Raw genomic sequence first — 19781 nt, 5'->3', positions numbered from 1 at the left:
CCGGCGTCAGCAGGAAACGGCGCGCCAATGCTGCCGGCGCGCGATTCTTGCCAGGAAAATCTGGGGAGAAATGGCCACCGGAACAGGGTGGCCATAGCGGAAATTACTGCGGATCAACCAGCCGTTCGACCTTTACATCGCCGCATTGGGCACGATGACGCAAGGCGTGATCCATCAATACCAGCGCCAGCATGGCTTCGGCGATCGGCGTAGCGCGAATGCCGACGCAAGGGTCGTGGCGGCCGAAAGTCTCGACAGTCGCCGGGTTGCCCAGCTTGTCGATCGACTGCCGCGGCGTGCGGATGCTGGAAGTCGGCTTGATGGCGATCGAGACGGTGATGTCCTGGCCGCTGGAAATACCGCCCAGGATGCCGCCGGCGTTATTGGTAAGGAAGCCGTGACGGGTGATTTCATCGCCGTGCTGCGAGCCCTTTTGCGCCACGCAGGCAAATCCGGCGCCGATTTCAACGCCTTTGACGGCGTTGATGCCCATCATGGCGTAGCCGATCTCGGCATCCAGCTTGTCGTACAGCGGCTCGCCCAGGCCGACCGGCACGTTGGACGCCACTACATCGATACGGGCGCCGCAGGAGTCGCCATCTTTCCGCAAGGCGTCCATATAGGCCTCCAGTGCGTCGATCTGGCTGACGTTGGCGGCAAAAAATGGATTGTTGGGTACGTGGTCCCAGGATTCAAACACGATAGGCAACTCGCCCAGTTGGCTCATGCAGCCCTTGAACGTGGTGCCGTACTGCTGTTTCAGCCATTTTTTGGCAATGGCGGCAGCGGCTACTGCAGGCGCTGTCAGGCGGGCCGACGAACGGCCGCCGCCGCGTGGATCGCGGATGCCGTATTTTTGCCAGTAGGTGTAATCGGCGTGTCCGGGCCGGAAAGTCTCGAGGATATTGCCGTAGTCCTTGCTGCGCTGGTCCTGGTTTCGGATCAACAGCGCAATCGGGGTGCCGGTAGTCTTGCCTTCGTAGACGCCGGACAGGATTTCGACCGTATCCGGCTCCTGGCGCTGGGTAACATGGCGCGAAGTGCCAGGCTTGCGGCGATCGAGATCCGGCTGGATATCGGCTTCGGACAGTTCCATGCCCGGTGGGCAGCCATCCACTATACAGCCGATGGCCGGACCATGGGATTCACCGAAATTGGTTACGCTAAACAGACTGCCGAAGGTATTGCCGGGCATGATTATCCAGATAAAAAAGGGCTGAAAACCATGATTTTACCAGTGCAGCAGGTTTGTTAGTTAGCCTGGCATCGTAGAAATTATCTTTTTGGCATTTAAAATGCCACTCAGCTTAAGTTCGCGCGCCTCAAGCCAAGCATTTCAACTCAAGGCAGCTTGGCAAGCTGGGTTGTCAGCAGATCGAAAAAACCTTGGGTATCGCCCTCGGTAACCCAGCGCGCATTCTCCGGCCGTTTGGTCGCATTGTAATAATCGACCACGGTTTCACCGAAGGTCGGCCCTTCCCGGGTATCGACTTCCACGTTCACCATGCGGCCTTTGAACATCTCCGGCTTGAGCAGGTAGCCGATGGTGGTGGCGTCATGCACCGGTCCACCCGGCAATCCATATTGTTTGATGTCATGTTCGACATAGGCATCGAGGATGTCTGCGGCGATCTTGCCGGCCTGGTTGCCGATCTTGCGCAACCGTTCTATGCGCTCCGGACTGGTCAGCATCTTGTGCGTGACGTCCAGCGGAATCACGGTCAGCGGCAAACCGCTCTTGAATACGACATCGGCAGCGTGCGGATCGGCAAAAACGTTGAATTCCGCTGCCGGCGTGATATTGCCGCCATTGAAATGGGCGCCGCCCATCATGATGATTTCCTTGATGCCCCGCTTGATCTCGGGATTCTCAATCAAGGCCATGGCCAGGTTGGTTTGCGGCCCCAGGGTCACGATCGTGATGCTTTGCGGTTTTGCCGCCAGCAAGGTCTCGATCAGATATTGCACCGCCTGACCTTTGGCCAGCGGCTGCTTCGGCTCGAAAATCTTGACGCCGGTGACGCCTTCTGCGCCGTGCACTTCGGCAGCATAGATCGGCGTACGCAGCATAGGCCGCGAGCTGCCGGCATAGACCGGCACATCCGGCCGGTTGGCCCACTCGCGCACCATGCGCGCATTGCGCGATGTGTAGCGCAACTGGACGTTGCCGGCCACCGTGGTCAGCGCCTTGACGTCGAGCCGGTCGCGCGCGGACAGGGCCAGCAACAAGGCGATCACGTCGTCGGCACCTGGATCGGTGTCGATAATCAGCGGGACAAGAGCGGTTGGAGCAGCAGCTGTGTCAGCAGCAAAGGTGGTATGCATGGGCAAGGTACTCATCAATAAGCTGCCGGCCAGCAGCTTGCCGCCATTGGTCAGGAAGCGACGGCGTGCGGATTGCACCGATACGGCATCATCTAACAGGCTATTTTTCAGTGTTGTCATTCTTTGTCCTTTGTCCAGATCATCATGCTATTCGTCGTCCCAATGCATCTTTGCCGGCACGCCTATTTCCACTCGCCACGCAAAACCTGCACCTGTTGCTGCAGAAATTCAGGGGTGGCCTTGCTGGCCGCCACCGCTTCGCCAACTGCCAGTTGCAGCGCCGATAAAGGTCCGCGCTTGAACGAACGGTGAAAAGGGTTGCCCGCGCTACGGGTCCACATGCTGCCCCACAAACCACGCAAAGCCATCGGGATCACCGGCACCGGCGTGCGGTCGACAATTTTCTTGATACCGCCACGGAATTCGTTCATTTCGCCGGTGCTGGTCAACTTACCTTCAGGGAAAATGCAAACCAGGTCGCCGTCCGCCAGTGCTGCGGCGATCTGGTCGAAGGCGCGCTCCATGAGTTCCGGATTTTCCTTGGCCGGCGCAATCGGAATCGCCTTGGCGGTCTTGAACAGCCACGCCAGCACCGGTACCTTGAAAATCCGGTGATCCATGACAAAACGGATCGGCCGCGGGCTGGCCGCCATGATCACGATCGCATCGACATAACTGACGTGGTTACACACCAGCACCGCTGCACCTTCTTCTGGAATACGGTCACGGTTGACGGTGGTGACACGATGGATGGTATGGATCAGGATCCAGGCCACGAAACGCACCAGGTACTCCGGCACGACGGTGAAAATGTAGATTGCCACAATGGCGTTGAGAATCGCCGTCACCAGGAAAATCTGCGGAATGGTGAAACCGAAGCTCAGCAAGGTCAGCGCCACCAAAGCCGCCACCACCATGAACAAGGCGTTCATGATATTCATGCCGGCAATCGTGCGCGACAGATGCTGGCGGTCGCAACGGGTCTGGATCACTGCAAACAATGGCACGATGTACAAGCCGCCGAACAAGCCGATCATCACGCAGTCGAACAGGATACGCCAGCTGCCGTGTTGATGGATGAAGCTGCCCATGTCGACCGCGGCGGTATTGGTGTAACCCAGGCTGGCCAGGAACAGATCGAGACCGAACACCGACAGGCCGATCGCGCCAAACGGCACCAGTCCGATTTCCACCTTGTGGCCCGACAAGCGCTCGCACAGCAGCGAACCAGCGCCGACGCCCAGCGAGAACACCGTCAGCAGCAACACGAAGACGCTGTGGTCGCCATGCAGGTAATTTTTCGCGTACAAGGGAAACTGCGCCAGAATGATAGCGCCGTAGAACCAGAACCAGGAATTGGCCAGCATGGCCAGGAATACCGGCCGGTTTTTGCGGGAGAAGCTCAGGTTGCGCACCGTTTCGGTGATCGGATTCCAATTGATCTTGAGCTCCGGCTCGGCGGCCGGCGTCAGCGGAATGCCACGGCTGAACAGCCATCCAAGCACGGCGATGGCGACCGTGCCGCCTGCGACCAGTTCGATTCCCCACGGCTTGTGAACCACCAGCACGGCGCCCAGGACTTCACCCAGCAGGATGCCGACGAAGGTGCCCATCTCGATAATGCCGTTGCCGCCGACCAGCTCGTTCGGACGCAACTGCTGCGGCAGATAAGCGTATTTGACCGGGCCGAAGATCGTCGAATGAACGCCCATGCCGACTACCGCCAGGACCAGCAGCCACAGCGTGTGCGTCATCCAGCCGACAGCCGCCACCGACATGATGATAATTTCCAGCACCTTGACATAGCGCGCCAGGCGCGACTTCTCGAACTTGTCGGCAAGCTGGCCGGCGGTCGCGGAAAACACCACGAACGGCAGGATGAACAGGCCCGGAATCAGGTTGTTGAGTACGTTGACGTCCATCTTGGTCCAGCTGATCGCTTCGTAAGTGAGGATCGTCAGCAGCGCGGTCTTGAATACATTGTCATTGAAGGCGCCAAAAAACTGGGTCCAGAAGAACGGAGCGAAACGTCGCTGGCGCAACAGGGAAAATTGACTGGATTTGGACATAGATGGGCTAGGGGAAAGCTGCGCGATATGGATATGGCAGTGGTGAATAGTTGATGGTTTTATAGAACTGGCAAACAAAGGCCAGCGGCTGCATTGCTGCCGGCATGCGTCGCCAGTCCTGCGAGAACGCCCTTGCGTAAGTCCCTGTGTCGTTTATCAAACCTCTGTGGGCCTGCGGCCACAAATAAGCGGGCAACTACTATCCGCGTTGCGCATTTTTCATCGATATCTGGTCGTTCAATGTCCAGAAGTCATACAGCACGCCGAACATCAACAGACCGCCGGTGAATAAATAAAGAATCCCGGTTAGCCACTTACCCTGATACATCCGGTGCACGCCGAAGAATCCGAGGAAGGTCAGCAGCAACCAGGCCACGCTGTAATCGACGGGACCTGAGGTGAAGCGCAAATCTGCATCCCGGTTCATGCCCGGCACCAGGAAAACGTCGATCAGCCAGCCTATTCCAAACAATCCCAGTGTAAAAAACCAGATCGTGCCGGTGACCGGCTTGCCGTAATAAAAACGATGGGCGCCGGTAAACCCGAAAATCCATAACAGATAACCGAGGACTTTACTATGCGTCTCGACCGAGGAACCGTCTGGGCGGATAGTGTTCATGAATAAAATCTTTCAAATCGATAAAAATACTGCGTACTGCCCAAATCTTTACAAAAAAACCGTTTGCGGCATCTTGCTGCCGCAAACGGCTCTTCGCCAATTGGATAAATATTATTCTTCGCTGGTAGACGGCCAGTCGCGGATATAGGCTTTCAGCATCTTGTTTTCGAAGCCTTGGGCATCCAGCACGGCTTTTGCCACATCATAGAACGACATAATGCCCAGCAAGGTCTTGGCATCCATCACCGGCACATAGCGGGCATGACGCTCCAGCATGATGCGGCGCACCTCGTTGACTTCGGTATCCGGCGTCACGGTAATCGGACTGTCGTCCATATGCTTGCGCACCGTATTGCTGCCGACCGCGCCACTGTTCTGATGAATCGCGTTGAGCACCTCGCGGAAAGTCAGCATGCCGACCAGCTCGCCAAACTCCATTACTACCAGCGACCCGATATCCCTTTCCGCCATCGTGTTGACAGCGTCGATCATCGGCGTTTCCGGCGTCACGGTGTAAAGGATATCGCCTTTGACTTTGAGAATTTCAGATACTTTCATGGGTCCATCCTGCCTTTGCGTTGGTTGCGGGCTGCTCTTAAAACCGTAGCGAGCAGCTCAAGGACTGGTCAAGAAGCGCAACTGTACGAAGGTACAGCGAACATCGCAGACCAGAGATTACGGCGCGCAACAGGTTTTTAGAGTTACCCTTATGCTTGTATGCAGAATGTAGCGTAAGCCAGAGCAAAAATCTACCGCGCAGCGCAGCATCCGCCCCTATATATCAAAAATAGAAGGAGATCTCCTACATCATGAGCAGCCCCCATTATCCCGGCTTCGACACCCTGTCGCTGCATGCCGGCAGTGCCCCCGATCCTGCCACCGGCGCACGCGCCACACCGATTTATCTGACTTCTGCCTTTGTTTTCAAGGATTCCGACCACGCCGCCTCTCTGTTCAACATGGAACGCGCCGGCCACGTTTATTCACGCATTTCCAATCCAACCAATGCGGTGCTGGAAGAACGCATCGCAGCGCTGGAAGGCGGCGTCGCCGGGATTGCCGTCGCCAGCGGCCAGGCTGCCATGCATCTGGGCCTGATCACCATCGCCGGCGCCGGTTCGCACGTGGTGGCGTCGCGCGCCCTGTATGGCGGCTCGCATAACCTGCTGTCTTACACCATGAAGCGTTTTGGCATCGAGACCACCTTTGTCGATCCCGGCGACATCGACGCCTGGCGCGCGGCGATCCGGCCGAATACCAAGGTGCTGTTCGGCGAAACCCTGGGCAATCCGGGGTTGGATGTTCTGGATATTCCACGTATCGCCGCCCTGGCGCATGAAAACCATCTGCCGCTGATGGTGGATGCCACGTTCACCACCCCGTATTTACTGCGCCCTTTCGATCACGGCGCTGACCTGGTATTCCATTCCGCCACCAAATTCCTGTGCGGCCACGGCACGGCAGTCGGCGGCCTGCTGGTCGACGGCGGCACCTTCGACTGGCAGCAAGCCTATGACAAAACCGGCCGATTCGGCGAATTGTGCGAGCCGTATGAAGGATTCCATGGCATGGTATTTTCGGAGGAATCGACGGTCGCGCCGTTTTCTCTGCGCGCACGGCGTGAGGGCTTGCGTGACTTTGGCGCGGTGATGAGCCCGCATAATGCCTTCGCTATCCTGCAAGGCATAGAAACACTCGGACTGCGCATGGAAAAACATGTCGCAAACACACGCAAGGTGGTTGAATTCCTGGCGACGCATCCCGCAGTGGAGTCGGTGGCGTATCCGGAACTGCCTTCGCATCCGGGATATGCACTGAGCAAGACGCTGCTGCCTAAAGGCTGCGGCGCAGTGTTCTCGTTCAACCTCAAGGGTGACCGCGCCGCCGGCCGCCGCATGGTGGAATCGCTCAAGATCTTTTCCCACCTGGCCAATGTCGGCGATGCCAAATCGCTGGTCATCCACCCGGCTTCGACCACCCATTTCCGTGTGCCTAGCGAACAACTGGCTGCCTCGGGCATTGGAGAAGGAACGTTGCGCCTGTCGATCGGCCTGGAGAATGTCGAGGATCTGATTGAAGACCTGGCGTTTGGGCTAAAGATGTCTCAGCGTGTTGAACGCACCGAACGGAAGGAGAAATAGAATGTTATTAAAAACACACTTCCGCGGCGCCGATCACGACACCTATTGCTACACCGGCGGCAAAAGCTTCGACCCGGCGCTACCGACCGCCGTCTTTATCCACGGCGGCCAGAACGACCATTCCGTCTGGATCCTGCAAACCCGCTACTTCGCCCATCACGGCTTTGGCGTGCTGGCGGTGGATTTGCCGGGACACGGCCGCAGCCAAGGGCCAGCACTGGCCACGATCGAAGAGTTGTCCGACTGGCTGTCCAGTCTGCTGGACGCCGCCGGCGTCAACAAGGTCATCCTGATCGGCCATAGCATGGGGTCGCTGATCGCACTCGAAAGCGCAAGTCGGTCCGGAGAATCAACTCGCATTGCCGGTATCGCGCTGGTCGGTACGGCTTATCCGATGAAAGTCGCCGACGCTCTGCTGGACGCCGCCAACAACGACCAGCAAACCGCAATCGACATGGTGAATATCTGGTCGCACTCCACCATCTCGCCGAAGCCGTCCGCTCCCGGCCCCGGTTTTTACGTGCAGGGCGCCAGCCAGCGCCTGATGCAGCGTATCGCCAGCCAGTCGGCCGCCAGACCGACCGTGTTCTATACCGATTTTGCGGCCTGCAACGCCTACGCCAACGGCGAAGCCGCAGCGCACGCAGTCGCCTGTCCAACGCTTTTCTTGCTCGGTCAGCGCGACGTCATGACGCCGGCCAAAGCTGCGGCGGGCCTGATTGCTGTCATCAAGCATGCCAAGGTAGTGCAAGTGGGAGCCAGCGGCCATGCCCTGATGGCGGAACAACCTGACGCGGTACTTGAGCATCTGTTCAAATTTGCAACGATAGCAGCGCTCTCCTCCATGCCGGTTGCGCCGTCCACTACAGGAGGCTAAGCTTAAGGCATAACAATGCAATGAATGGTGCGACGATGATAAGGAGAGGCAATGCCAACCGTACTTGAAAAGAAATACGACACGTTCGCAGAGTTCTACCCGAGCTACCTGAGCCAGCACAGCAACCGCACCTGTCGCCAGCTGCATTTCGTCGGTTCGACGCTGGCGCTGGCGTCCGTGGCTGCGCTGGTGTTTACCGGCAATACGTACTGGCTGCTGGCGGCGTTGTTGTGCGGTTACGGCTTTGCGTGGGTCGGCCATTTCGCATTCGAAAAGAACCGGCCGGCGACCTTCAGGCAGCCTTTGTATTCTTTTCTCGGCGACTGGGTGATGTACTGGCAAATGCTGAACGGAAAAGTATCGTTTTACTAATTATGTGAAATGCTGTTCACGACAATGTGAACCATTCTCCCCTAGAATACGTTTCTTTATTTTTAGACATCGCCATTCGCGGATGCCGTGGCAACAGGAGCTTTTATGGGAATATCGGATAGCGCATCGGCGGCATTATTAAAGGAACCAGGCAAGGCTGAAGCGACGCCGGCACCGCGACGTCTGCCCAAACCCTCGTTTTTGATGAACTACACGCGGCCGACTTATCCCGGCAGAGTAAGCGTGAGCTATTTCTGGATTTTAAACCTGCCGCAGGGCAGGACTCTCAAGGTGCGGGTCGGCTGATTGCCTCTGCGTAAAATGCGCCGCCAGGGTCTGTTCAAGACCGTGTTCAATGGCGCTTTCAACCCTCTGCTCCAAGCCGGTATCGACGACTCTCCCGGCAGCCGGATTCCAGACGAACATGCGATAAATATCCGCTAGCGTCAGTTGTTCCGTATTCGCCAGCAAAATCCAGCCATCGACGCAGATCTGCACCTTGCGTCCCCACTGGCTACGGGCCGGCATTTCAGTCTGCACGCTTCCTACCCAGCCGGCCTCCAGCATCTGCTGCAGCAGGCTTTGTGACTCATCGAAGCCAAGCCTGGTGACGCGCCGGATCTGCCCCGCGTCGACCGCCGCCGAATCACCTCGGGTACGCGCCTGATACAAGACCTGCAACACTGCCATGGCGTCGACAAAAGCACTGCCGGGAGACGGCACGTGCCACCAGCGCTCGTATTTCACCACCGGCAGCGCCGCCGCCAGTAATGCACCCAGCAACGTAATCATCCATAGCATGTAGATCCACAGCAGGAAAATCGGCAAGGCTGCCAGCGCGCCGTAAATCATGGTGTAAGTGGGAAACTTGAGGATGTAGGCAGCGAAGATGCGCTTAGCAATTTCGAAAGCAATACCAGCCAGCAAGCCGCCCCAAATCGCATCGCGCCAGTCGACACGCTGGTTCGGCACCGCTACATATAACAAGGTAAAGGCACCGGTGGTCAGCGACACCGACAACAAGGTATAGAACCAGCGGCCGATCCAGCTCACCACCAGGCCGTTGGCAGCCGCCGACAGATAGGAAGTGACGGTGATCGAGATGCCTATCAACAAAGGTCCAAGGGTAATGATGGCCCAGTACACCAGCACCCGATGAATCCATGGCCGCTGGTTTTTTACGCGCCAGATGCGATTGAACACGTGATCGACGGTCGACATGGTCAGCACCGAGGTGACGATCAAGGCCACGCCGCCGACTGCCGACAAGCGCGCCGATTTGGTGGCAAACTGGTTCAGATAATCGAGAATGGTGTTGGCGATACCCCGCGGCATCAGGTTATGCACGAAATACTGCTCCAATGAGGCGCGGAAGGTGCTGAACAGCGGAAAAACCGTAAAAATCGCCAAGGCGATCGTCAGCATCGGCACCAACGCCAGGATAGTGGTAAAGGTCAGGCTGCCGGCCACTTGCGGCAAGCGCTCCTCGTCCAGGCGGCGCGCCGCAAAACGGAACAGATCGCGTAATTCCGCCCAGGACAGGCCGCGTAATCTGGAAAACTTTATTGACTTCATGCGTTACCTAATTTTGGCCGCCGCGGCGAATGATGAAACCGTGCCAAGCGAGCGTTTCGCACCATGAATTGGCGCTAAAGCGCCCTATAATACCAAAATGAACTCATCCAACATTAACGTTAATACACCGATTCTGGTTTTGTACTATTCACGCCATGGATCGACCCGCAAACTGGCCGAGCTGATCGGCCAGGGAATCGACTCGGTCGCCGGCTGCGAAGCCCGCCTGCGTACTGTGCCAGCGGTCTCCACCGTGACCGAAGCCAGCGCCCCCGACATTCCCGCCGAAGGCGCCCCGTATGTAGAACTGGCGGATCTGCAAGAATGCGCCGGCCTGGCGCTGGGTTCGCCCACCCGTTTCGGCAACATGGCCTCCGCCATGAAGTATTTCTGGGACGGCACCAGCACCGACTGGCTGGCCGGCACGCTGGCAGGAAAACCTGCTTGCGTGTTTACCTCCACCGGCAGTTTGCATGGCGGCCAGGAATCGACGCTGATGTCGATGATGACACCCTTATTGCATCATGGCATGTTAATCATGGGCCTGCCTTACACCTTGCCTGAATTAATGACCACAGCCAGCGGCGGCTCGCCCTACGGCGCCAGTCACTGGTCCGGCATGAACGGCACGCATCCGATCTCCACAGAAAGCCGCACCTTGGCCATAGCCCAAGGAAGGCGCCTGGCGCAAACCGCCTTGAAGCTCAACCCAGCGGGGGCAAGATGACTACCAAACTGAAACCCGACACCGCAACCCACCCCCTGCCGCACGCCGCGCGTCAACCGCGCTTCTTCTATTTCGGCGCGGTAGGCAGCCTGCTGGCCCTGATCGCATTGGGCGTGGCATGGGAACTGTTCCTGGCGCCGCTACGTCCTGGCGGTTCCTGGATGGTCCTGAAAGTATTGCCCCTGCTCTTCCCCCTGCGCGGCGTCCTCAAGCGCGACGTCTACACCATGCAATGGGCCTCGATGCTAATCCTGATCTACTTCACCGAAGGCATAGTCCGCGCCACCAGCGACAGCAACCTGCTCAGCGCCAGACTAGGCTGGCTGGAAGTGGCCCTCAGCACACTATTTTTCTTGTGTACGATTCTGTATTTGCGGCCGTACAAAAAGGCAGCGAAGGAAGTAGCGCAGCAAGCAATTAAAAAAGCGTCGCAGTAAATCAGGCGCCAACGTTGAAATAACAAGGCTGCAGCTTTTGAATTTGCAGTTGCTTTTGAACTACCCCGCATTGAGAACTTGCCAAAAGAGGCGCGTGCCGGTCGGGAATTGTGGGGCACATGTCTGAGCGCAGCGAGTTTGTGCCCCACCCGGCTGGCACGCGCCTCTTTTGGGGACCTGACCGAAGGGAAGGCAAGGGCTTTGCGGTCGCCTTCTTTTTGGTTAATTTTTCTTGGCGAAGCAAGAAAAAGTGACTAGCTGCCGGGCTACCCCCGGCCTGCATCCACGGAGCAGTAAATTCTTTATTTACAAACGCACTTACTCCGTGGCCCGTTAATTGGGGTCAGAGTAATTTACGACGATAAGGCTGTCGTAAAAAAACTCTGACCCCAATTAACTCATACAGCGAAATTTTACGAGATGAACAACGACGCATTCCTTGCTGCCTGCCGCCTGGCCATTGGCGAAGCCCACGTCCTGACCAACAACGACGACAAGGCCGCCTACCTGACAGACCAACGCCAACGCTACACAGGCGAAGCAATCGCCGTAGTCAAACCCGCCAACACCAAAGAAGTCGCAAAACTAGTCCAACTCTGCGCACAACACAACATCCCCATCGTCCCCCAAGGCGGCAACACCGGCCTGGTGCTAGGCAGCGTCCCCGACCAAAGCGGCAAGGCGATCGTCCTGTCGCTCAAGCGCCTCAACCGGATCCGCGCAGTCGACCCGGTCAATCACACCATCACTGCAGAAGCCGGCTGCATCCTGCAACACGTGCAAGAAGCCGCAGCCAATGCAGGGCGCCTGCTTCCGCTGTCGCTAGCCGCCGAAGGCAGCTGCACCATCGGCGGCAACCTTTCCACCAACGCCGGCGGCACCGCCGTCCTCCGCTACGGCAACACCCGAGAACTCTGCCTCGGCCTGGAAGTCGTCACTGCCCAGGGCGAAATCCTGCACGGACTGCGCGGACTGCGCAAAGACAACACCGGCTACGACTTGCGCGACCTCTTCATCGGGGCCGAAGGCACGCTGGGCATCATCACCGCCGCTGTCTTGAAAATCTTTCCGCAACCCAAAGCCCAACTGACGGCCCTGGCGGCGTTGCAAACTCCGGCAGACGCACTACGCTTACTCACGCTGGCGCAAAGTCATTGCGGCGCCACCCTGACCGGCTTCGAACTGATGTCCGACCTATGCTTGCAGCTGGTTGCCAAACATTTCCCGCAATTGCAATTCCCTTTCAACCAGCGCCATCCCCAGTATGTGCTGCTGGAACTCTCAGACAATGAATCCGCAGAGCATGCCGGCAGCTTGCTCGAATCCGTTATCGGCGCGGCGCTGGAACAAGGCATCTGCCAAGACGCCGTACTGGCCAGCTCCAGCATCCAGTCGCGCGCCCTGTGGCAACTGCGCGAAAGCATTTCCTCGGCGCAGGCCAAGGAAGGCAAGAACATCAAGCACGACATCTCGCTCCCGATTTCACGCATCGCCGAATTCATCGCCGACACCGACGCCTTGTTGCAAGAAAATTTCCCCGGCTGCCGCAATGTCACCTTTGGCCATCTTGGAGACGGCAACCTGCATTACAACGTTTCGCCGCCACTGAATATCCCGGCGGAGCAGTTCATCGAACGCCAGGCCGAGATCAATCGCGTGGTGCATGACAATGTTCACCGCATGAATGGTTCAATCTCGGCCGAGCATGGCCTGGGCGCGCTGAAACGCGAAGAAATCCTGCGCTATAAATCGCCGGTGGAAATCGCCCTGATGAAAACCATCAAACAGGCACTCGACCCCTTGAACCTGATGAATCCAGGGAAAGTGATCTAACAAGGGCTTGGTCACGCGCCGGGAATGTTGCCGCCTTACAATCTGTTACACCGCTGCTGTCGGCGCATGTCCGCAACCAGTCGTTAACCCGGGACGTAAGATCAACGTGCATAAGGCCGGACATGACCTCGACCATAAAACTTCCCGGATTGCTGGCGATGACGCTGGCGCTGAGTTGCGCCAGCGTCATCGCTCAGGCGCAAACCGCCCAGATGCCGTTGAACGACTCGGAAAAGGCATTGCATGTGCTGAACCGGCTAGCCTACGGCCCGCGTCCCGGCGACGTTGATACGGTCAGGCACATGGGCGTCAAGCGCTACATCGACCAGCAGTTGCGCCCCGACAGCCTGCCATTGCCAGAGGCCTTGTCGAACCAGCTCTCCACCTTGCCGACTTACCAACTCAACGCCACCCAGCTTTACCAGCAGTACGGCCCGCCCTCCTTCCCGCCCAATAGCGCAACGCCCGAAGAAAAGAACATGGCGCGCCAGCGCGCCAACAAAGACATTACGCCGCAAGTCCATTTTGCGCGCTTGTGGCAAGCCACAGAAAGTCCCCGCCAGTTGCAGGAAGTGATGAGCGAATTCTGGTTCAACCATTTCAATGTATTCGAAGGCAAGGACTGGGTCCGTTACTGGAACGGCGAGTACGAAAGGGATGTATTGCGGCCGAATGCCCTCGGCAATTTCCGCCAGTTGCTGGGCAGCGTCGCCCATCATCCGGCCATGCTCTACTACCTGGATAACTGGCTCAGCAGCGGCGTCAACACGCCGGAAGCCAAAGGCCGGTTTAAAGGTCTCAACGAAAATTACGGCCGCGAATTGCTGGAACTGCATACCATGGGCGTCGACAGCGGCTACACCCAGGCTGATGTGATCTCGCTGGCGCGCATCCTGACCGGCTGGACCATCGATGAAAAAGGCATGAAAGACGGCCAGGCAGCCTTCGTGTTCAATCCGCGCCGCCACGATTTCGGCGACAAAGTTTTTCTCGGCCAGACCATCAAGGGCAGCGGCGAACAGGAAGGCGAACAAGCTCTCGACATACTCGCACGCCATCCCGCAACCGCCCATTTCATCGCGATCAAACTGGTGCAATATTTCGTCTCCGACAAACCGGAACCTGCCCTGACCGAGAAGCTGGCGCGCCGCTTTCTCGCTACCAATGGCGACATCAAGGCAGTACTGCGTACCTTGTTCGATAGCCAGGAATTCTGGGCACGCAGCAATTACCAGACGCAGTTCAAGACACCTTATCAGTATGTCGTCTCCTCGCTGCGGGCGACGGCGACGCCGGTATTGAATTACAAGCCGATCGACGGCGTCCTCAACCAGCTTGGACAACCCATGTACGGCTGGCTGACGCCGGAGGGCTACAAATTCTCCGAGGAAGCCTGGCTCAATCCGGATGCTTTGCTACGCAGGATCAATTTCGTCAATGGCCTGAGCAACGGCAAGTCGCCGATAGCCCGCGCGGAAACGCCGCCGCTGCCGCCCGGATCGCCGCCGCCAGTTCCCCTGCCCACGACACCCGTCGACCCGCAGCAACTGATGCAAACCCTGTCGCCCGCGCTGGCGCCGCATAGCCTCGCCGCCATCACCGCCGCACCGCCCAATCTGCAGGTCGGCCTGATACTCGGCGGCCCTGATTTCATGAAAAGATAGTTAGAGCGTTAGGAACCTGATATGAACCGTCGCGATTTCATCCGCCATCTCGGCCTCACCACCAGTGGCGCCATCCTGATCCCGGTCGGACTGTCCGGTTGTGTAGTCGCGCCGCCTAGCAAGCCGCTGGCCAAGGCCAAGCCAACGCCACCGGTCGGCATCGCCACCGGCGCCGACAGCCCGCTCTCCTATGGCAATCCGCTGCAACGGCCACATACAACCGGTGACGGAACGCCACGCATGGTGGTGGTGTTCCTGCGTGGCGCGGTAGATGGATTGAACGTGGTGGTGCCGCATGGCGATCACAACTATTACAAGGCGCGGCCGACGATTGCAGTCTCCCGTCCGGGCACGCAAAACGGCGCGCTCGACCTCACCGGCTACTTTGGCCTGCATCCGGCGCTGCAATCGTTGCTACCCTATTGGGAAGATGGCCGGCTGGCTTTTGTTCACGCTTCCGGCTCGCCCGACGTGTCGCGCTCGCATTTTGAAGCCCAGGATTACATGGAGACCGGCACGCCGGGCGAACACAATACCCGCGACGGCTGGATGAACCGGATGTTAGGCGTGATGCCGCCATCGCAATCGCCGATGCAAGCGCTGACGCTGGGCGAATCGGTGCCGCGCATCCTGACCGGCCGCGCCGTGGTCGCCAACATGCCCACCGGCCGCGATGCTACCCGGCCAACCCTGATAGACAAGCCCGAAGTCAGCCAGGCTTACGCGGCGCTGTATGCCCAGGATGCGGCGCTCGGCAAGTCCTACCGCGACGGCATTTCGGCGCGCAAGGAGTTGCTGGCCGACGCCAACAGCACAGAACAAAAAGCGGCCAATAATGGCGCGCCTCTGCCGAACGGCCTATCGATCGATACCGCACGCCTGGGCCGCCTGATGCAAGGCAACCCGGACATCCGCCTCGGCTTCGTCGCTGTCGGCGGCTGGGATACCCATACCAACCAGGGCAATGGCGCCGGCCAGCTGGCCGGGCGGCTGCGGCCGCTGGCCGATGGCTTGGCCACGCTGGCGCGCGAACTGGGGCCGGCTTTTAACGACACAGTGATTGTGGTGATCTCGGAATTCGGCCGTACCTTCCGTGAAAACGGCAACGGCGGCACCGATCACGGCCACGGCAACGCCATGTGGCTGTTGGGCGGCAATGTACGCGGCCGCACCATCCACGGCTACTGGCCGGGCATCGACGATAAATCCTTGAATGAAGGACGCGACCTGGCCGTCACCACCGACTTCCGCGCCGTGCTGGCCACGCTGGCGGAAAAGCATATGCGCATCGGCGATCCGGCCATGCAGAAACTGTTCCCGCAATATGCCGCTGGCATGCCGCATGCGATGAACTTGCTGGTATAGCTGCTGATTTATCGCACCAGCGCCTTGATCACCGCCCATTGCCGCCTTGATATCGGCAGCCGGTGATCGATGTCGCGCAGGATGACTTGCCAGACTTCCTGCGGCTTATCGGCGTCGCCTTCGCCGTCCGCGAGATAAATACCCCGTTCAACGCCGACGATGGCGTTACGCGCCACCAGCGCATTGCGATGCACACGCACAAAGTGGGCCGCCAGCTCTTCCTCGATCGATACCAGCGAATCCTCAATCAGGTATTCCTTGTTTTTAGTGCGCAAGGTGACGTACTTCAGCTCCGCCTTCAGGTACAGCACTTCCGTCATCGGCACCAGCGACATGCGGCCGCGCTCCTGCACGGCGAAATGCTGGCGCGGCAAGGCAGCCGGTGCGGCGGCTTCAGCATTGGCAGCCGGCGTCTCCGGTGACGCACGGCGCACACGGCTGGCGCGCGCGATGGCTTGCGCCAGACGCGCAGCGCGCACCGGTTTGACCAGATAATCGAAAGCCTGCACCTCAAACGCATTGAGTGCGTAATCGTCATAAGCGGTCACAAATATAAGCAAGGGCGGCTCAGCCGTGCCTGCCTTGTTCATCAATTGTTCGGCCAGTTGCAAGCCGCTCATGCCGGGCATTTGCACATCCAGCAACACCAGGTCCGGCGCGGTGGCGGCAATCCCTTCCAGCGCAGCCTGCGCATGGGCAGCTTCCCCAACCAGATAATGCGGGCAATCGGCGACGATGTCGGACAACAGCGTGCTCAGTCTGGCGCGCGCAGGGGCTTCGTCGTCGACAATGAATATGCGAGGAATCATGACGGATTATTATGATTTGCGAATAGGAGCTATGGGGCAATGGGAGCAATGTTCTCTCAGGAAAACATTGTCCACGAAAACACGGAGGACACGAGAAATTTCTTTACCTGTTTCGCGTCTTCCGCGTTTTCGCGAAAATATATTTCATCAGCCGTTCTGCGGCTTGGCCTGTGCCGCTTTCACATAAGGAAAACTGGCGCGCACCTCAAACTGCCCGAGGGTACTAGCCGTGGTCAACTGCGCTTCAACGTCGTAAAGCAGCGCCAGCCGTTCACGGATATTCTCCAGCGCCATCTGGTTCCCTTCCGGCAGCGCGGCGACTCCCTTGCCGCTATACGGATTGTAGGGATTGGTAATGACGATCTCGATCCGCTCCAGCGAATAGCTCAGCTTGATACGGATCAGCGCCGGTTCGGTGCTCGGTTCGACGCCATAGTGGACGGCATTTTCTATCAGCGGCTGCAACAGCAAGGTCGGAATCTGCGCCCGGTACACCACTTCATCGCTGATGCCGTCACGCTCCCACTGCACCCGCAAACGATCGCCCAAGCGTATTTTTTCGATCGACAGATATTGCCGGCACAGGCGGATTTCCTTTTCCAGCGTCGTCATGGCGCGACCATCGCGCATCAATACCCGGATCAAATCTGCCAGATCTTCCAGCGCTGCCTCGGCCCGCCGTGGCTCGGTGCGGATCAGGGACAGCACGGCATTCAGGCTGTTGAACAGGAAATGCGGCCTGATCCTGGCTTGCAAGGCTTGCAAGCGTGCTTCCACCAGCACCGGCGAAAAAGCCCGTGCGCGCATTTCGAAATAGTGCTGCAAGCCGATTCCGAACAAGGCCGCCACCAAGGCCACGCGCGTCACGCCGCCGGCCGCGCTGAGATGGGAAAAGCCGTTCAGGAACCAGTCGAATCCGGATAGCAGCCGAATCACCGCCACCATCACCAGCGCCGGCGCCAACGCGCACAGCAGTCGTTGCACTACAAGGGAAAAGCGGTGGCCGATCCGATGCAAGCCACACAATATGGATAAGGACAAAAAACAGGCCGGCTCAACCAGCATGGCCGATTCGACAAAGCCGTTGACGGCAGCTACGAGACCATCGGTGCGCAACAAAATCGCCGCCATGACCGCCAGATTTACCGCAATCAGGGCGCGAAACACCACGCCAAGGTTGCAGCCGTCGGGAATCACCACTGCACCGGGCTGCTGCGCCAACGCGTTGTCGGCGGCATTATCCGCGGCATGGTCTGAGGAGAGGGATTCTGGCATTAGTTGATTTAAAAACAATCCGAAGCTGGTTATAAAGCGCATACCCAAGCGTGTATCTAAGAAGATATTGCGCCAAAAAATGTCTCTATCAAGCTGACACAGTCGGTTTCAGGAGGCAGTGATTTATAATCGCATAATTCATCGCTCACCTAACGCTCGGTTCAATACTCAATTATGACAGCACAACTCTCCAAAAAAGGCGAAGCTTGGTCGGCTCGTTTTTCCGAACCCGTCTCTGATCTGGTCAAACGTTACACCGCCTCTGTATTTTTCGACAAGCGCCTGGCTGAGGTCGATATCCAGGGTTCGCTGGCCCACGCCGAGATGCTGGCATATCAAAAAATCATCAGCGCCGACGACTACGCAGCGATCAAGAAGGGCATGACCCAGATCCAGGATGAAATCGCCGGCGGCAAGTTTGAATGGCTGCTGGATCTGGAAGACGTCCACCTGAACATCGAAAAGCGCCTAACCGAACTGGTGGGCGATGCCGGCAAGCGCCTGCATACCGGCCGCTCCCGCAACGACCAGGTCGCCACCGACATCCGCCTGTATCTGCGCGGCGCCATCGACGACATCAGCGGCCTGCTGCGCGACCTGCGTCTGGCCCTGCTGGATCTGGCCGAACAACACGCCGACACCATCCTGCCCGGCTTTACTCATATGCAAGTAGCACAGCCGATCACTTTCGGCCATCACATCCTGGCTTACGTGGAAATGTTCGGGCGCGACGCCGAGCGCATGCTGGATTGCCGCAAGCGCGTCAACCGCTTGCCGCTGGGCGCCGCCGCACTGGCTGGCACCACTTTCCCGATCGACCGTCAACGCGTAGCGACAACGCTCGGCTTTGACGATGTCTGCCGCAATTCGCTGGATGCCGTTTCGGATCGCGACTTCGCCATTGAATTCTGCGCCGCCGCCGCGCTGGTGATGACCCACGTCTCGCGCATGTCGGAAGAACTGGTGATCTGGATGAGCCCACGCATCGGCTTTATCGACATCGCCGACCGCTTCTGCACCGGCTCTTCGATCATGCCGCAAAAGAAAAATCCCGACGTGCCGGAACTGGCGCGCGGCAAAACCGGCCGCGTCAACGGCCACCTGATCGCCCTGCTGACCCTGATGAAAGGCCAGCCGCTGGCTTACAACAAGGACAACCAGGAAGACAAGGAACCGCTGTTCGATACCGTCGACACACTCACCGACACCTTGCGCATCTTCGCCGACATGGCGCGCGGCATCACGGTCAAACCGGAAGCGATGCGCGCTGCGGCGCTGCAAGGCTACGCCACCGCCACCGACCTGGCCGACTACCTGGTCAAGAAGGGCCTGCCTTTCCGCGACGCCCATGAAGCAGTGGCGCATGCGGTGCGCAGCTGCGTCGACCAAGGCTGCGACCTGAGCGATCTGTCGCTGGATCAGCTGCGCACATTCTCGCCATTGATCGAGGACGATATATTCCAGGTGCTGACGCTGGAAGGTTCGGTCGCGGCACGCGATCATATCGGCGGCACGGCGCCACGTCAGGTGCGTTTGGCGATCCAGCATTTGCGCCAGCAACTGGCTTGATACACACGGACATAGCGGCAAGCGCAATGCTTGCCGCCATGCCGATTTGGCATGACGGCCGCTGACATAAACAACCAACGCCGGGTATAATTGCCAAAAATCACGCAATACCTCTCCAAAACCG

General features: G+C 58.5%; 17 protein-coding genes. 9 read left to right on the top strand and 8 right to left on the bottom strand.

Features of this window, described 5'->3' with window-relative positions; translation table 11 throughout:
* Positions 1 to 103: 103 nt before the first annotated feature.
* The 5 genes from aroC to LT85_RS08295 all read right to left on the bottom strand — a co-directional run bounded on the left by aroC (position 104) and on the right by LT85_RS08295 (position 5571).
* Entirely contained in the window at positions 104 to 1195 is a 1092-nt protein-coding gene (gene aroC / locus LT85_RS08315) for a chorismate synthase (RefSeq protein ID WP_038487351.1), read from the bottom strand.
* 146 nt (positions 1196 to 1341) lie between these two features.
* On the bottom strand, positions 1342 to 2445 hold the full coding sequence (locus tag LT85_RS08310; protein ID WP_052134904.1) for a nucleoside hydrolase: 1104 nt from the start codon (positions 2443 to 2445) through the stop codon (positions 1342 to 1344).
* A 62-nt stretch (positions 2446 to 2507) separates the two neighbouring features.
* The gene (locus LT85_RS08305) at positions 2508 to 4394 is read right to left on the bottom strand and encodes an MFS transporter (protein ID WP_038487348.1); all 1887 of its coding nucleotides are present in this window, start codon (positions 4392 to 4394) and stop codon (positions 2508 to 2510) included.
* A gap of 199 nt (positions 4395 to 4593) precedes the next feature.
* Entirely contained in the window at positions 4594 to 5013 is a 420-nt protein-coding gene (locus LT85_RS08300) for an NINE protein (RefSeq protein WP_038487345.1), read from the bottom strand.
* Positions 5014 to 5124: 111 nt separating this feature from the next.
* Positions 5125 to 5571: a CBS domain-containing protein gene (locus LT85_RS08295; RefSeq protein ID WP_038487342.1), complete on the bottom strand. Its 447-nt coding sequence runs from the start codon at positions 5569 to 5571 to the stop codon at positions 5125 to 5127.
* Between the two features lie 251 nt (positions 5572 to 5822).
* Here LT85_RS08295 and LT85_RS08290 point away from each other — a divergent pair, with 251 nt between their 5' ends.
* Genes LT85_RS08290 through LT85_RS08280 form a run of 3 tightly spaced genes read left to right on the top strand, consistent with a single transcriptional unit; the run spans position 5823 to position 8403 of the window.
* On the top strand, positions 5823 to 7154 hold the full coding sequence (locus tag LT85_RS08290) for an O-acetylhomoserine aminocarboxypropyltransferase (RefSeq protein ID WP_038487339.1): 1332 nt from the start codon (positions 5823 to 5825) through the stop codon (positions 7152 to 7154).
* A gap of 1 nt (position 7155) precedes the next feature.
* Positions 7156 to 8031 (top strand): alpha/beta fold hydrolase, encoded by an 876-nt coding sequence (locus tag LT85_RS08285; protein ID WP_038487336.1) that lies wholly within the window; start codon positions 7156 to 7158, stop codon positions 8029 to 8031.
* A gap of 51 nt (positions 8032 to 8082) precedes the next feature.
* Complete coding sequence (locus tag LT85_RS08280; RefSeq protein WP_038487333.1) at positions 8083 to 8403, top strand: DUF962 domain-containing protein; 321 nt, start codon at positions 8083 to 8085, stop codon at positions 8401 to 8403.
* Between the two features lie 261 nt (positions 8404 to 8664).
* Here LT85_RS08280 and LT85_RS08275 read toward each other — a convergent pair whose 3' ends face one another.
* The gene (locus LT85_RS08275; RefSeq protein WP_052134902.1) at positions 8665 to 9978 is read right to left on the bottom strand and encodes a YihY family inner membrane protein; all 1314 of its coding nucleotides are present in this window, start codon (positions 9976 to 9978) and stop codon (positions 8665 to 8667) included.
* Positions 9979 to 10075: 97 nt separating this feature from the next.
* Between LT85_RS08275 and wrbA the strand changes: the two genes are divergently transcribed.
* The 5 genes from wrbA (at position 10076) to LT85_RS08250 (ending at position 16004) form a co-directional block, all read left to right on the top strand.
* Positions 10076 to 10705, top strand: a complete 630-nt coding sequence (wrbA, locus tag LT85_RS08270; RefSeq protein ID WP_038487330.1) for an NAD(P)H:quinone oxidoreductase — start codon at positions 10076 to 10078, stop codon at positions 10703 to 10705.
* Positions 10702 to 11142 carry a DUF2069 domain-containing protein gene (locus LT85_RS08265; protein WP_253273693.1) on the top strand — a complete coding sequence of 147 codons (441 nt, stop codon included), beginning with the start codon at positions 10702 to 10704 and terminating at the stop codon, positions 11140 to 11142. The genes wrbA and LT85_RS08265 overlap by 4 nt, the downstream gene beginning before the upstream one ends.
* A 420-nt stretch (positions 11143 to 11562) precedes the next feature.
* Positions 11563 to 12975 carry an FAD-binding oxidoreductase gene (locus LT85_RS08260; RefSeq protein WP_038487327.1) on the top strand — a complete coding sequence of 471 codons (1413 nt, stop codon included), beginning with the start codon at positions 11563 to 11565 and terminating at the stop codon, positions 12973 to 12975.
* 122 nt (positions 12976 to 13097) lie between these two features.
* The gene (locus tag LT85_RS08255) at positions 13098 to 14639 is read left to right on the top strand and encodes a DUF1800 domain-containing protein (protein ID WP_038487324.1); all 1542 of its coding nucleotides are present in this window, start codon (positions 13098 to 13100) and stop codon (positions 14637 to 14639) included.
* A gap of 21 nt (positions 14640 to 14660) precedes the next feature.
* Complete coding sequence (locus LT85_RS08250) at positions 14661 to 16004, top strand: DUF1501 domain-containing protein (protein WP_038487321.1); 1344 nt, start codon at positions 14661 to 14663, stop codon at positions 16002 to 16004.
* 8 nt (positions 16005 to 16012) lie between these two features.
* On the opposite strand, the gene LT85_RS08245 is transcribed toward LT85_RS08250, so the two are convergent.
* Together LT85_RS08245 and LT85_RS08240 are read right to left on the bottom strand one after the other, a co-directional pair.
* On the bottom strand, positions 16013 to 16813 hold the full coding sequence (locus tag LT85_RS08245; RefSeq protein ID WP_081992164.1) for a LytR/AlgR family response regulator transcription factor: 801 nt from the start codon (positions 16811 to 16813) through the stop codon (positions 16013 to 16015).
* 147 nt (positions 16814 to 16960) lie between these two features.
* The gene (locus LT85_RS08240) at positions 16961 to 18088 is read right to left on the bottom strand and encodes a histidine kinase (protein WP_081992161.1); all 1128 of its coding nucleotides are present in this window, start codon (positions 18086 to 18088) and stop codon (positions 16961 to 16963) included.
* Positions 18089 to 18262: 174 nt separating this feature from the next.
* Between LT85_RS08240 and argH the strand changes: the two genes are divergently transcribed.
* Positions 18263 to 19657 carry an argininosuccinate lyase gene (gene argH / locus LT85_RS08235; protein ID WP_038487320.1) on the top strand — a complete coding sequence of 465 codons (1395 nt, stop codon included), beginning with the start codon at positions 18263 to 18265 and terminating at the stop codon, positions 19655 to 19657.
* Positions 19658 to 19781 lie beyond the last annotated feature (124 nt).

The organism is Collimonas arenae (assembly GCF_000786695.1).
Lineage (GTDB): Bacteria > Pseudomonadota > Gammaproteobacteria > Burkholderiales > Burkholderiaceae_D > Collimonas > Collimonas arenae_A.
Note: the sequence above shows the minus strand (reverse complement) of the source record. Positions and strands in the feature narration are given on the sequence as shown.

Coding starts and splice junctions, on each gene's coding strand:
- aroC (WP_038487351.1), bottom strand. CDS start 1,195: ATGCCCGGCAATACCTTCGGCAGTCTGTTTAGCGTAACCAATTTCGGT.
- LT85_RS08310 (WP_052134904.1), bottom strand. CDS start 2,445: ATGACAACACTGAAAAATAGCCTGTTAGATGATGCCGTATCGGTGCAA.
- LT85_RS08305 (WP_038487348.1), bottom strand. CDS start 4,394: ATGTCCAAATCCAGTCAATTTTCCCTGTTGCGCCAGCGACGTTTCGCT.
- LT85_RS08300 (WP_038487345.1), bottom strand. CDS start 5,013: ATGAACACTATCCGCCCAGACGGTTCCTCGGTCGAGACGCATAGTAAA.
- LT85_RS08295 (WP_038487342.1), bottom strand. CDS start 5,571: ATGAAAGTATCTGAAATTCTCAAAGTCAAAGGCGATATCCTTTACACC.
- LT85_RS08290 (WP_038487339.1), top strand. CDS start 5,823: ATGAGCAGCCCCCATTATCCCGGCTTCGACACCCTGTCGCTGCATGCC.
- LT85_RS08285 (WP_038487336.1), top strand. CDS start 7,156: ATGTTATTAAAAACACACTTCCGCGGCGCCGATCACGACACCTATTGC.
- LT85_RS08280 (WP_038487333.1), top strand. CDS start 8,083: ATGCCAACCGTACTTGAAAAGAAATACGACACGTTCGCAGAGTTCTAC.
- LT85_RS08275 (WP_052134902.1), bottom strand. CDS start 9,978: ATGAAGTCAATAAAGTTTTCCAGATTACGCGGCCTGTCCTGGGCGGAA.
- wrbA (WP_038487330.1), top strand. CDS start 10,076: ATGAACTCATCCAACATTAACGTTAATACACCGATTCTGGTTTTGTAC.
- LT85_RS08265 (WP_253273693.1), top strand. CDS start 10,702: ATGACTACCAAACTGAAACCCGACACCGCAACCCACCCCCTGCCGCAC.
- LT85_RS08260 (WP_038487327.1), top strand. CDS start 11,563: ATGAACAACGACGCATTCCTTGCTGCCTGCCGCCTGGCCATTGGCGAA.
- LT85_RS08255 (WP_038487324.1), top strand. CDS start 13,098: ATGACCTCGACCATAAAACTTCCCGGATTGCTGGCGATGACGCTGGCG.
- LT85_RS08250 (WP_038487321.1), top strand. CDS start 14,661: ATGAACCGTCGCGATTTCATCCGCCATCTCGGCCTCACCACCAGTGGC.
- LT85_RS08245 (WP_081992164.1), bottom strand. CDS start 16,813: ATGATTCCTCGCATATTCATTGTCGACGACGAAGCCCCTGCGCGCGCC.
- LT85_RS08240 (WP_081992161.1), bottom strand. CDS start 18,088: ATGCCAGAATCCCTCTCCTCAGACCATGCCGCGGATAATGCCGCCGAC.
- argH (WP_038487320.1), top strand. CDS start 18,263: ATGACAGCACAACTCTCCAAAAAAGGCGAAGCTTGGTCGGCTCGTTTT.